11 protein-coding genes are annotated in these 12,824 nt (G+C 70.6%); 7 read left to right on the top strand and 4 right to left on the bottom strand.

Going from position 1 to position 12,824, the window contains the following annotated elements; genetic code table 11:
• The first annotated feature begins 63 nt into the window (after nt 1–63).
• The 3 genes from ACZ4EF_RS26565 to ACZ4EF_RS26555 all read left to right on the top strand — a co-directional run bounded on the left by ACZ4EF_RS26565 (nt 64) and on the right by ACZ4EF_RS26555 (nt 2,655).
• Entirely contained in the window at nt 64–405 is a 342-nt protein-coding gene (locus tag ACZ4EF_RS26565; protein ID WP_355349631.1) for a DUF3817 domain-containing protein, read from the top strand.
• 204 nt (nt 406–609) lie between these two features.
• Nucleotides 610–2,310 carry an acyl-CoA mutase large subunit family protein gene (locus ACZ4EF_RS26560; protein WP_391044635.1) on the top strand — a complete coding sequence of 567 codons (1,701 nt, stop codon included), beginning with the start codon at nt 610–612 and terminating at the stop codon, nt 2,308–2,310.
• Between the two features lie 153 nt (nt 2,311–2,463).
• Nucleotides 2,464–2,655: a DUF397 domain-containing protein gene (locus tag ACZ4EF_RS26555; protein WP_355349625.1), complete on the top strand. Its 192-nt coding sequence runs from the start codon at nt 2,464–2,466 to the stop codon at nt 2,653–2,655.
• A 39-nt stretch (nt 2,656–2,694) separates the two neighbouring features.
• On the opposite strand, the gene ACZ4EF_RS26550 is transcribed toward ACZ4EF_RS26555, so the two are convergent.
• Nucleotides 2,695–3,342, bottom strand: coding sequence for a TetR/AcrR family transcriptional regulator (locus ACZ4EF_RS26550; protein WP_355349622.1), 648 nt, complete (start codon nt 3,340–3,342; stop codon nt 2,695–2,697).
• Between the two features lie 227 nt (nt 3,343–3,569).
• Here ACZ4EF_RS26550 and ACZ4EF_RS26545 point away from each other — a divergent pair, with 227 nt between their 5' ends.
• From ACZ4EF_RS26545 to ACZ4EF_RS26530, 4 genes are all read left to right on the top strand, one after another.
• The gene (locus ACZ4EF_RS26545) at nt 3,570–4,553 is read left to right on the top strand and encodes a tetratricopeptide repeat protein (RefSeq protein WP_355349619.1); all 984 of its coding nucleotides are present in this window, start codon (nt 3,570–3,572) and stop codon (nt 4,551–4,553) included.
• A 673-nt stretch (nt 4,554–5,226) separates the two neighbouring features.
• Nucleotides 5,227–5,853, top strand: coding sequence for a DUF6230 family protein (locus ACZ4EF_RS26540; protein ID WP_355349616.1), 627 nt, complete (start codon nt 5,227–5,229; stop codon nt 5,851–5,853).
• A 98-nt stretch (nt 5,854–5,951) separates the two neighbouring features.
• Nucleotides 5,952–6,554: a DUF6114 domain-containing protein gene (locus tag ACZ4EF_RS26535; RefSeq protein WP_355349613.1), complete on the top strand. Its 603-nt coding sequence runs from the start codon at nt 5,952–5,954 to the stop codon at nt 6,552–6,554.
• On the top strand, nt 6,544–7,878 hold the full coding sequence (locus tag ACZ4EF_RS26530; RefSeq protein ID WP_401306265.1) for a hypothetical protein: 1,335 nt from the start codon (nt 6,544–6,546) through the stop codon (nt 7,876–7,878). Before ACZ4EF_RS26535 ends, ACZ4EF_RS26530 begins: the two co-directional genes overlap by 11 nt.
• Before the next feature lie 102 nt (nt 7,879–7,980).
• Here the strand turns inward: ACZ4EF_RS26530 and pyk are convergent, their stop codons facing one another.
• From pyk to pta, 3 genes are all read right to left on the bottom strand, one after another.
• Nucleotides 7,981–9,399 carry a pyruvate kinase gene (gene pyk / locus ACZ4EF_RS26525; RefSeq protein WP_355349607.1) on the bottom strand — a complete coding sequence of 473 codons (1,419 nt, stop codon included), beginning with the start codon at nt 9,397–9,399 and terminating at the stop codon, nt 7,981–7,983.
• Nucleotides 9,400–9,474: 75 nt separating this feature from the next.
• Nucleotides 9,475–10,623 (bottom strand): acetate/propionate family kinase, encoded by a 1,149-nt coding sequence (locus ACZ4EF_RS26520; protein ID WP_391044645.1) that lies wholly within the window; start codon nt 10,621–10,623, stop codon nt 9,475–9,477.
• Nucleotides 10,620–12,701 carry a phosphate acetyltransferase gene (gene pta, locus ACZ4EF_RS26515; protein ID WP_355349601.1) on the bottom strand — a complete coding sequence of 694 codons (2,082 nt, stop codon included), beginning with the start codon at nt 12,699–12,701 and terminating at the stop codon, nt 10,620–10,622. The genes ACZ4EF_RS26520 and pta overlap by 4 nt, the downstream gene beginning before the upstream one ends.
• Nucleotides 12,702–12,824 lie beyond the last annotated feature (123 nt).

Below are 12,824 nucleotides of genomic sequence, written 5' to 3'. Positions count from 1 at the left end.
GCGCGTCCCGTCGTCCCCCGACCCGGATGAGCCCGGCATTTCGGGGCGGCTAGGCTCGATGCCATGAAATCCAGCGTGCTGACCCGCTACCGCGTGATGGCCTACGTGACAGGCGTGCTGCTGATCGCGCTCACCCTGGGCGTGATCGCCAAGTACGTGTTCGACATCAATGGCGCGGGCACCTTCACCAGCGCGGTGGGCTTCGCCCACGGCTGGCTCTATGTCGTTTACCTCGTTATGGCCTTCGACCTGTGCAACAAGGCGAAGTGGCCCATCGGCCGGATGGCCTGGGTGCTGCTGGCGGGCACCGTCCCGACCGCCGCGTTCTTCGTGGAGCGCCGTGTGACGCGTGAGCTGGCGCCGAAGGTGATCCAGCCGGAGAAGCCCGAGCCCGTCAACGCCTGAGCCTGTCGACGCCTGAGCCCGTCGACCGCCTGGGCGCGTCAAGCCCGCGCCCGTCAAGCCTGAGCCGGTCAAGCCCGAGCGCGTCAAGCCCGAGCCCGTCAAGGCCGTCATGCCTGGGCCCCGGCCCTCTGAGACCCGGCTCACCCCAAGGGTGAGCCGTGTTCCCATCGACATTTACTAGGACGTCCTAGTAAATTCAAGGGTATGGACTCCCAAGGCATCGAGACAGGCCGCCAGCGCTGGCAGGCACGGTACGACTCAGCCCGTAAGCGGGAGGCCGACTTCAGCACGCTCTCGGGCGACCCCGTGGAGCCGGTGTACGGCCCGCCGGCGGGTGCGGACGTCCCCGGGTTCGAGCGGATCGGCTGGCCGGGCGAGTACCCGTTCACACGCGGACTGCACCCGACCGGCTACCGGGGGCGTACGTGGACGATCCGGCAGTTCGCCGGATTCGGCAACGCGCGGCAGACCAACGAGCGCTACAAGATGATCCTGGCCGCGGGCGGCGGCGGCCTCTCCGTCGCCTTCGACATGCCGACCCTGATGGGCCGCGACTCCGACGACCCCCGCTCGCTCGGCGAGGTCGGCCACTGCGGTGTCGCCATCGACACGGCCGCCGACATGGAGGTCCTGTTCGACGACATCCCGCTCGGCGACGTCACCACCTCGATGACCATCTCCGGACCCGCCGTCCCGGTCTTCTGCATGTACCTGGTCGCCGCCGAGCGGCAGGGCATCGACCCGGCCGTGCTCAACGGCACGCTCCAGACGGACATCTTCAAGGAGTACATCGCCCAGAAGGAGTGGCTCTTCGAGCCCGCCCCGCACCTGCGGCTGATCGGCGACCTGATGGAGCACTGCGCCGCCTCCATCCCCGCGTACAAGCCGCTGTCCGTCTCCGGCTACCACATCCGCGAGGCCGGGGCGACGGCCGCGCAGGAACTGGCGTACACCCTGGCCGACGGCTTCGGCTACGTGGAACTCGGCCTGTCGCGCGGCCTGGACGTCAACACCTTCGCGCCCGGCCTGTCCTTCTTCTTCGACGCGCACCTCGACTTCTTCGAGGAGATCGCCAAATTCCGCGCCGCGCGCCGCATCTGGGCCCGCTGGATGCGCGACGAGTACGGCGCCACCAGCGACAAGGCGCAGTGGCTGCGCTTCCACACCCAGACCGCCGGGGTGTCGCTGACCGCGCAGCAGCCGTACAACAACGTCGTACGTACCGCCGTCGAGGCGCTGTCCGCCGTGCTCGGCGGCACCAACTCGCTGCACACCAACGCCCTCGACGAGACGCTGGCGCTGCCCAGCGAGCAGGCCGCCGAGATCGCGCTGCGCACGCAGCAGGTGCTGATGGAGGAGACCGGCGTCGCCAACGTCGCGGACCCGCTGGGCGGTTCCTGGTACGTCGAGGCGCTGACCGACCGCATCGAGGCCGACGCGGAGAAGATCTTCGACCGGATCAGGGCGCTGGGCGCCAAGGCCGTGCCGAGCGGCGAGCACCCGATCGGGCCGATGACCTCCGGCATCCTGCGCGGCATCGAGGACGGCTACTTCACCGGCGAGATCGCCGAGTCCGCCTTCCAGTACCAGCGCTCCCTCGAAAAGGGCGACAAGCGCGTCGTCGGCGTCAACGTGCACCACGGCTCCGTCACCGGCGACCTGGAGATCCTGCGGGTCAGCCACGAGGTCGAGCGCGACCAGGTCCGCGACCTCGCCTCCCGCCGCACCGCCCGCGACGACGCCGCCGTCCGCACCGCCCTGGACGCCATGCTCACCGCCGCCCGCGACGGCTCCAACATGATCCCGCCCATGCTCGACGCCGTCCGCGCCGAGGCCACCCTCGGCGAGATCTGCGACGCCCTGCGCGCCGAATGGGGCACCTACACCGAGCCCGCCCGCTTCTGACCCGCGGTGGTACGCCGCCGGTCGGGCCGTGGCCTGTCGTCCGTCCGGCGCGCCGTGTAGTCCGTCGTCGTCACGGCCCGTTCCGTTCGCTGTTCGCTGGGTAGCCTCGACATCTCGTGCGCAATCCACCGGCCCTCCAGCGAAAGGACGTTCGTGGCCCTTGAAGCGACCGTCGGCGACGACGGGATGATTCACATCCGCGAAACCGAGCAGCCGGAGATCGTGGCCGTCACCACCCCCGCCAAATGGGAGGCCTTCGTCAAGGGCGTCCGCGCCGGGGAGTTCGACCACTTCGTGGCAGGCGTGGAGACCCCGGAGTGCGGCGCTGTGAACGCGACCCCCTGACGCCGGGGCCGGCCGCCTCCGGCCCCCTGGCTCCGGCCCCTAGCTCCTGACGCCGGTGAGGCCGGTGGTCAGGAGGAGGGCGAGGCGGTCGGCCCAGTCGGGGTCGACCGGGCCGGCGCTGACCATCACGCGGTGGACGACGGTGCCGGCGATGACGTCGAAGATGAGGTCGGCGTCGCGGCCGGCGAGGGCGGGGTCGCACGGAGCGGGGGGGTCCGGGGGGAGTTCGCCGCGCTGCTGGGCGCGGTGGCGGCCGAGGAGGACGAGGTGCTTCTGGCGGTCGACGATCGCCTCGCGGATGCGCAGCCGCAGGGCGTCGTCGTGGGTGGCCTCGGCGACGACGGCCATCAGGCCCGTTCTGATGGCGGGCCGGTTGAGGAGTTCGGCGAAGCGCAGGACCACGCCGCGGATGTCGGCGTGCAGGCTGCCGAGGTCCGGGAGGTCGAGCTGCTCCTCGAACAGGGCGGCGATGGCGTCGACGACCAGCTCGTTCTTGCCGTTCCAGCGCCGGTAGAGGGTGGTCTTGGCGACGCCCGCGCGGGCCGCCACGTCGCTCAGCGTCAGCTTTCCCCAGCCCAGTTCGACCAGCGCCTCGCGGGTGGCGCCGAGGATCGCGCGGTCCGCCTCGGCACTCCGCGGGCGGCCGGTGCGTCTGTGAGGGGCGGGGGGCTCCACGAGCGGCTCCATAAGGCGGACCATACCGGCCGGTAGGTTACGTGACGAGTGACCGGTATCACATCGGGCGGCTTCCGCCGGGCAGCTCAGGGCAGTTACGCTACGACCCGTAGCGAAACGTGCGACAACCACGGGTGCGGATGGGGATCCGTACCGACAGCACCGCTCAGCACCACCAGATCCGGGGTCTATCCGGGGTCTGTGCACGATCGGCTCCGGTAGGGGGGAGGATTGACCTCATGCAGCCACGGAACATGTCCATGAGCGGCGTGGTCGACCTCGCCGCGGTGAAGGCGGCCGGTGAGGCCAAGGTGAAGGCCGAGCAGGCCAGGGCGCAGCGGCAGGACCCCGCGAACGCCGACGCCCACACCGCTTCGCCGCTCGTCATCGAGGTGACCGAGGAGACCTTCGAGAGCGACGTCCTCCAGCGCTCCGCCGAAGTCCCGGTCGTCATCAGCTTCTGGGCCGACCAGGCCGACGCGAGCAAGCAGCTCAACGCGGTACTGGAACGGCTCACCGCCGAGTACCGCGGGCGCTTCGTCCTCGCCACCGCCGAGGTCTACGCCAACCAGATGCTCTTCCAGCAGTTCGGTGTCCAGGGAGTGCCCGCGGTCTTCGCGGTGCTGGCCGGGCAGGCCATGCCGCTCTTCCAGGGCAGCGCGCCCGAGGACCAGATCACCGAAGTGCTCGACCAGTTGATCGCCGTCGCCGAGCAGCGCTTCGGCATCGTCGGCCCCGAGGTCGACACGGACGCCGCCGCCCAGGGCGCGGCCCCGGCCGCCGAGGCGCCCCCGCGCCCGGCCACCCCGCAGGAGCTGGCGCTGTCCGCCGCGCACGACGCGCTGGACGCCGGTGACCTGGGCGGCGCCATCCAGGCGTACCGCAATGTGCTCTCCGACGAGCCGGGCAACGCCGAGGCCAAGCTGGGCCTGGCCCAGGCCGAGCTGCTCGACCGCGTACAGGGCGCCGACCAGCAGGCGGTCCGCGAGGCCGCCGCCGCGTCACCCTCCGACGTCACCGCGCAGCTCGCCGCCGCCGACCTCGATCTGGTGGGCGGTCATGTGGAGGACGCCTTCTCGCGTCTGGTGGACACCGTGCGCCGCACCGCGGGCGACGACCGCGACGCGGTCCGCGTACGGCTGCTGGAGCTGTTCGAGGTCATCGGCCCCGACGACCCCCGGGTGGTCGCCGCGCGTACGGCGCTGATCAGAGTCCTCTTCTGAGGCGGCCGGGCGGCTGAACGGGACGCTCCGCCGAGCTGACCCTGCGGTCAGTTACCGCCGGTTCCCCGAGTGCCCGCCCCGGTTTTACTCAGAGATTTAGCGATACGGCGACCGCACTTTATCAAACCGTGACAATGAGCGGTCGCCGTTACCTCCGGTAAGAAATCAGCTCCGTTTCGACCGCTGATGTTCTTTATGCCAGATTTACATGCCCCGGTCTTCCTTACTCTGCGTGAAATCGCCCCGTCCGGGGCGCACGGCCGCGACACCCATCCGTTACTCGCTAGTAATGAGCCCCTTGTGCGGCGCGCCCGAATGGACCACGATCGGCCAAGCTCGGTCCGTTGCCACAGCCCGGCCGCCAGTCGGCGCCACGGTCCGCGGGTCCCCGCCGAGTGGGTGCGTACGGCTCATGCCGCCGCTCCGGGACAGGGGGGTCTTCGCCTACCGGCGGAGCCTGTCCAGCAGGTTGCGCGAGAGCGTGGCCAGTGGTTGTCGCTCGGGGGTGATCGCCGAAGATTCGGACACCGCCGTCCGTACTCCTTGCTTCTTCGTGGGGAGGGACGGTCCGCCGATCACCGGCGCTCTCCTTCCCGAGGACGTAGCACTTCTCCCATCCCAGGCCAGGACCCGAACATCCCGGCCGGAGATGTACGTCCGAGAAGGAGGAAAAATGGAGTCGCTCGTTCGTGGCGGTACCAGATGGCGGCGGTTCGCCGTCGTCATGGTGCCGAGTGTCGCGGCTACGGCCGCGGTGGGTATAGCCATCGCTCAGGGCGCGCTCGCCGCGTCGTTCAGCGTGTCAGGTCAGCAGTTCAAGGTAACGGCGGATCACCTGGACGGCACCGGCTTCGAGCAGTACGGCGCGCTCGACGTTCAGCACGGTGGCAAGTACATTCCGGTCGCGGTCTCGGCGTTCACCGACGCCACCATCAACGGCCTGTGCCAGTCCGTGGTCGTCCCGACGCCGATCGGTGACGTGACCCTGAAGTTGACCGCCGGCAAGGACCCGAAGAAGCCGGTTGTGGCACACAACCTCTACATCGACCTCGACCAGCTCGACGCCGATGCGGAGTTCCGGAACATCAACATCGGTGTCGCGGCCGGTGACAGTCACAAGGGTCCTGGCATCAAGGACAAGGACGCGACGGACCCAGGGTCGTTCGCCCAGGAGGCCGACCGGGCCATCCTCGACGGCGTGCACCAGACCGCCTGGGCCACCAGCGCGGGCACCTTCAAGCTCGCGGGCCTCAGCCTCGGCGTCAAGAAGGGCTCCGGCGCCGGGGTGGAGTGCTACTAAGCACCGCCTGAGTGGTCCGGGTGAGCCGCGCGGGACGCGGCTCACCCGGCGCCACCGATCGATCTCTCAGCAAAGCCAGTCCCAGGGAGCTGTTTCCTATGAGCGCCGAGTCAACAGGACTGAGTGCCCGGATCCGTTATTGGCGGCTGTCGTTCCGCCACTGGCGTTGGGGGCGCCCGTTCTGGGCGGGTCTGCTGACCCTCCTCGCCGGAGTGCCGATCGCCTACTTCCCGTACGCGAACCTCACGCTCGGCCAACTGACCGTCCGGATGGCGACGACCGCGGGCTCCGGCTCGCTGATCATCGGTGTCCTGCTGTTCGTGCTCGGCCTCACCATGTGGTTCCAGAGCGCGGTACGCATCTTCGCCGGTGTCGCGTCGATCCTGCTCGCCCTGGTGTCGCTGGTGGTCTCCAACTTCGGCGGCTTCCTCGTCGGCTTCCTGCCCGCGCTGCTCGGCGGCGCGCTCGCCGTCTCCTGGGCGCCGGGTGTCCCGGCGACCGACGAGCCGGGCGAGAAGGCGGAGCTGCCCGACGGCGCCCCTGAGGGCGGCGGCGACGAGAACGCTCCGCCCACCCTGCCCGCGCAGTCCCAGGGGCCCCACGAGCCCGCTGAGGCGTACGGACAGCCCGAGCCGGTCCACGCCGGAGCGCGGCCCGACGAAGAGAACACCGAGGAGAACGGGAGGCACCGTGCTGGGTGACGACGCTCAGCAGGCCGAGAGCGACGGGTCCCGTAACCGGGCCACCTCGGGACCGCGGCACGCGGCTCCCCGCAAGTCCCTGCTGACCAAGCTGCACGTGCCCGCCGGGAAGGCGGTCGCCCTGGCCGCGATGCCCACGGCCGTACTGATGGGCATGGGCTTCACGCCGCATCTCGCGCAGGCCGACGAGATGCCCAAGAACCCGTACAAGCCCGGCCCCTGCGTGACTCAGTCAGACACCCCGAGCCCTTCGGCCTCCAAGAGCGCGGCGGACGGCAAGGCCACGGACAAGCCGGGCGGGCAGGAGACGTCGAAGCCGACGACCGGCCCGAGCCCGTCGAGCAGTCCGAGTCCTTCCACGAGCCCGGAGGCGCCCGCGCCGACCGACTCGGCGAAGGCCCCGTCGTCCGACAGCGGCGCCGACAGCAAGACCGAGAACACGTCCCGGGCGACCGGCACGCCGAGCGCGACCCCGAGCCCGACCAAGTCGGTCAACCCGTGGGACCCGCTGGGCCTGGGCGACCTGGTGAGCGGGCTGCTCGGCGGCGGCAAGACCCCGACCGCGACGCCCACCACCCAGGCCCCGCAGCCGGACCCGGCGCCGACGACGGCGAAGCCCGAGCCGAGCACGTCGCCGTCGGCGAGCGCGCCCGCCAAGGGCGACGACCCGGTGGGCACGGCCGGCAAGACCGTCAAGGACACCGTGGACACCGCCGTCGGCGGTCTCGACAAGACGGTGAAGGACGCCAAGGACGCCAAGGACGCGGCCAAGGACGCCAAGGACAAGGCGTCGCCCAGTGCCACCCCGAGCGCGGGCGGCACCGACGACCCGCAGTCCTACCCGTGCCCGGTGTACGACGCGAAGGCGCTCGCCGACGCCGATGTCGAGCAGGGCATACCCCTGCTGCCGGACACCCCGTGGGTCCTGAAGACCACGAAGCTGACCCTGCACGGCCTGTCGTACCACGGCATAGTCAAGGTCAAGACGCACAACGGCACGGTGAAGGACGTCCTGAAGTTCACCGTCTCCGGCATCGACATCGACAATCTGCACCAGATAGTCGACGGCCCCAAGGGCACGAAGACGAACGTCGAGGCGGCCAAGGGCTCCACCTCGAAGTTCACCAACGGCACGGTGACGCTCTACACCGAGTCCCTCAGCGGCAATCTCCTCGGGCTGATCCCCATCACCTTCACCCCGAAGGCGCCCCCGCCGCTGACCCTCCCCGAACTGTTCTTCACCAACGCCACCGTCATCCAGGCGGCCCAGTTCGGCGGCACCCTCCACGTCCCCGGCATGCACATCTACGGCACCCCCGGCTAGCCGAGCCCCCAACGCCGCGCGGCCCGCACCCCTTTCGGAAGGGGCGCGGGCCGCGGGCGGTTGCTGGTCGCTGGTCTCTGGTTTCTACGGGGGAGGGGGCGGTCAGTCGCCGAGGTGGTGGACGCGGACGAGGTTGGTGGTGCCGGGGACGCCCGGAGGGGAGCCGGCGGTGATGATGACGGTGTCGCCCTTGGCGTACTCGGAGAGCTTGAGCATCTCGCGGTCGACGAGCTCGACCATGGCGTCGGTGTTGTCGACGTGCTCGACCACGAAGGACTCCACACCCCAGGTCAGCGCGAGCTGGTTGCGGGTGGCGGGGTCGGTGGTGAAGGCCAGGACCGGCTCCGGCACGCGGTAGCGGGCCAGGCGGCGGGCGGTGTCACCGGACTTGGTGAAGGCGACCAGGGACTTGGCGTCCAGGAAGTCGCCCAGCTCGGCGGCGGCGCGGGCCACGGCGCCGCCCTGGGTGCGGGGCTTCTTGCCGGGGGCCAGCGGCTGGAGCCCGCGGCACAGCAGCTCCTCCTCGGCGGCCACGACGATCCGCGACATCGTCTTGACGGTCTCGATCGGATACTTGCCGACCGACGACTCGGCGGACAGCATGACCGCGTCCGCGCCGTCCAGGATCGCGTTGGCCACGTCGGACGCCTCGGCGCGCGTGGGCCGCGAGTTGGTGATCATCGACTCCATCATCTGGGTCGCCACGATCACCGGCTTGGCGTTGCGCCGGCACATCTCGACCAGCCGCTTCTGCACGACCGGCACCTGCTCCAGCGGGTACTCCACGGCGAGGTCGCCGCGCGCCACCATCACCGCGTCGAACGCCGCGACGACGCTCTCCATGTTCTCGACCGCCTGCGGCTTCTCCACCTTGGCGATGACCGGGACGCGGCGCCCCTCCTCGTCCATGACGCGGTGCACGTCACGGACGTCCTTGGCGTCGCGCACGAAGGACAGCGCGACCATGTCGACGCCCATCCGGAGCGCGAACCGCAGGTCGTCGATGTCCTTCTCGGACAGCGCCGGCACGTTCACCGCGGCGCCCGGCAGGTTGATGCCCTTGTGGTCGGAGATCACGCCGCCCTCGACCACCAGCGTGCGGACCCGCGGGCCCTCGACCTCGATGACGCGCAGCGCCACGTTGCCGTCGTTGATCAGGATCGGGTCGCCCTTGGAGACATCGCCCGGCAGACCCTTGTACGTGGTACCGCAGATGGACTTGTCGCCCGCGACGTCCTCGACGGTGATGGTGAACTCGTCGCCCGCGATCAACTCGACCGGTCCGTCGGCGAATTTGGCGAGGCGGATCTTGGGACCCTGGAGGTCGGCGAGGACTCCGATCGCCCGGCCGGTCTCGGCGGCGATCTTACGGACGCGCTGGTAGCGCTCCTCGTGCTCGGCGTGGCTGCCGTGACTGAAATTGAAACGGGCCACATTCATGCCCGCCTCGACCAACGACTTGAGCTGGTCGTAGGAGTCGACGGCGGGACCCAGGGTACAGACGATCTTGGCTCGGCGCATGGGCGCTATCCTATCGGTTTGTTCCGCTCCGGAATATTCCAGGGGCGGTCGTGGCTGCGGGACGGTCAGCCATGCTTATTCGGTCGCCAGTACGTAAGTATCGCGGGCGATCTCCAGCTCTTCGTCAGTGGGCACCACCGCGACGGCCACCCGCGACGCCGCCGCCGAGACCAGCCGGGCCGCAGTGCCGCGAAGCGCGTTGCGTACAGGGTCCATAGTGACACCTAGATTGTCGAGACCCAACAAAGCCGCTTCGCGAACTGCGGCCGAATTCTCGCCGACGCCCGCCGTGAAGGCGATCGCGTCCACCCGGCCCAGCACCGCGCTGAAGGCCCCCACGTAACGGCGGATCCGGTGCGCGTAGACGTCGAAGGCGAGCTGCGCCGCCCGGTCGCCCTCGGCCATCCGGCGGCCGATCTCCCGCATGTCGTTGTCACCGCACAGGCCCAGCAGACCGCTGCGCTTGTTCAGCAGCGTGTCGATCTCGTCGGTGCCCATGCCGGCCACCCGCTCCAGGTGGAACACCACCGCCGGGTCGAGGTCGCCGGAGCGGGTGCCCATGACCAGCCCCTCAAGGGGCGTCAGGCCCATCGAGGTGTCCACGCACACCCCGCCGCGCACCGCGGAGGCCGACGCGCCGTTGCCCAGGTGCAGCACGATCACGTTGACGTCGGCCGGCTCCCTGCCGAGCAGCTCCGCCGTCGCCCGCGAGACGAAGGCGTGCGAGGTGCCGTGGAAACCGTAGCGGCGGATGCCGTACCGGTCGGCGGTCGCCGCGTCGATCGCGTACCGCGCCGCGGCCTCCGGGATCGTTGAGTGGAAGGCGGTGTCGAAGACCGCGACCTGCGGCAGATCGGGCCGCAGCTCACGCGTCACCTTGATACCGGTGATGTTGGCCGGATTGTGCAGAGGTGCCAACGGCACCAGCTCCTCGATCGCGGCCACCACCTCGTCGGTGATCAGCGTCGGCTCGGTGAAACGCGTACCGCCGTGCACCACCCGGTGGCCGATCGCCGCCAGCTCCGGCGAGTCCAGGCCGAGGCCCTGCTCGTCGAGCTGCTCCGCCACGGTGTGCAGCGCCGCCGCGTGGTCGGGCGCACCGCCGCCCTCGCCGATCCGCTCCACCAGACCGGTCGCCAGACGCGCGTGGTCGGCCATGTCCAGCAGTTGGTACTTCACCGACGAGGAGCCGGAGTTGATGACCAGTACACGGGTCGCGCTCACGGGTTCTCTCCCTGGGCCTGGATCGCGGTGATCGCGACCGTCGTGACGATGTCCTGCACCAGCGCGCCGCGCGACAGGTCGTTGACCGGCTTGCGCAGACCCTGGAGCACCGGTCCGACGGCGACCGCGCCCGCCGAGCGCTGCACCGCCTTGTACGTGTTGTTGCCGGTGTTCAGGTCGGGGAAGATCAGCACGGTCGCCTGCCCGGCCACCGCGGACCCCGGCATCTTGGTGGCCGCCACCGAGGGCGCCACCGCCGCGTCGTACTGGATCGGCCCCTCCACCAGCAGGTCGGGCCGCCGCTCGCGGACCAGCTCGGTGGCCGCCCGCACCTTGTCGACGTCCGCGCCCGAGCCCGAGGTGCCGGTCGAGTACGACAGCATCGCGATCCGCGGCTGTACGTCGAAGCGGGCCGCGGTGCCCGCCGCCTGGATGGCGATGTCCGCCAACTGCTCGGCGTCCGGGTCCGGATTGACGGCGCAGTCGCCGTACACCAGCACCTTGTCCGCCAGGCACATGAAGAACACCGAGGAGACGATCGCCGCGTCGGGGCGGGTCTTGATGATCTCGAAGGCCGGGCGGATCGTCGCCGCCGTGGAGTGCACCGCGCCCGACACCATGCCGTCGGCCAGGCCCTCCTGGACCATCAGGGTGCCGAAGTACGACACGTCCGCGACCACGTCGTACGCCAGCTCGTAGCTGACGCCCTTGTGCGCGCGCAGCTGCGCGTACAGCGCGGCGAACCGGTCCCGCAGCGGTGAGGTCTGCGGGTCGACGACGCTCACGCCCGGCTGGTCGAGGGAGATCCCGAGGTCGGCCGCCTTCTTGCGCAGCGTGTCCTCCTCGCCGAGCAGGATCAGGTCGCACACCCCGCGGCGCAGCAGCACCTCGGTGGCCCGCAGGATTCGTTCCTCGCCGCCCTCGGGCAGCACGATCCGCTTGCGCGCCGACCGCGCCCGCTCGATCAGCGCGTGCTCGAACATCATCGGCGTCACCCGCGCCGACCTGGCGACCGACAGCCGCTCGGTCAGCTCCGCGGTGTCCACATGCGTCTCGAACACGCCCAGCGCCGTCTCCGCCTTGCGCGGTGTGCCCGCGCCCAGCTTGCCGTCCAGCGCGAACAGCCCGGCCGCCGTCGGGAAGGAGCCGGTCGCCACCGACAGCACCGGGGTGCCGGGCGCCAGCCGGTTCGCCAGCGCCAGGATGTGCGGCGGCGGCTTCTCGTCCAGCGTCAGCAGCACCCCCGCGATCGGCGGCGACCCCGCCGAGTGCGCCGCCAGCGCCCCGATCACCAGATCCGCCCGGTCGCCGGGCGTCACCACCACACAGCCGGGGGTCAGCGCGGGCAGGAACGTCGGCAGCATCGCGCCGCCGAACACGAAGTCCAGCGCGTCCCTGGACATCCCCGCGTCGTCGCCCAGCAGCACCCGCGCGCCCAGCGTCTCCGCGATCTGCGCCACCGTCGGCGCCGACAGCGCGGGCTCGTCCGGCAGCACGTACACCGGCACGTCCGGGACCCGGCCCAGCCGCTCCGCCGCCTCCGCGACCTCCGCCGGGGCCACCCGGTTCGCGATCATCGCGATCACGTCGCAGCCCAGATTCGTGTACGCGTGGTACGCGTTGCGCACCTCGGCGACCACCGACTCCGCCGACTGCTCCAGACCGCCGATCACCGCGAGCACCGACGCGCCGCACTCGTTCGCCAGCCGCGCGTTGACGCCCAGCTCCGCCGGGAGGTTGGTGCCCGCGAAGTCGGACCCGAGGATCAGCACCGTCTCGTACTCCGCCGCCACCCTCAGGTAGCCGTCCACCAACCGGGCGGTCAGCGCCTCCTGGCCCTGCTCGGCCTGGAGCGCCGCCGCCTCCTCGTACCCCATGCCGAAGACGCTCGCCGCGTCCTGGGTCAGCCGGTAGCGGCTGCGCAGCAGCTCGAAAATACGGTCGGGGGTGTCGTGGACCAGCGGGCGGTAGACGCCGACCCGGTCGACCTGGCGGGTCAGCAGCTCCATCACCCCCAGCTCGATCACCTGGCGGCCGTCGCCGCGGCCGATCCCCGTGAGGTAGACGCTGCGCGTCACGCTTGATCCGTCCGTTCTGCCCTGAACCCTTCGCGTACGGCCGTACGCACCCCTGACGCTAACGCTCCCGGGTACCGCCTGCCGCCCAGGGGCACCGGCCCGCCTCCGCGAGGCGTGGCGCGG

The sequence above is a fragment of the Streptomyces sp. NPDC025721 genome, assembly GCF_055558595.1.
This window is presented reverse-complemented; position numbering and strand designations above follow the sequence as displayed.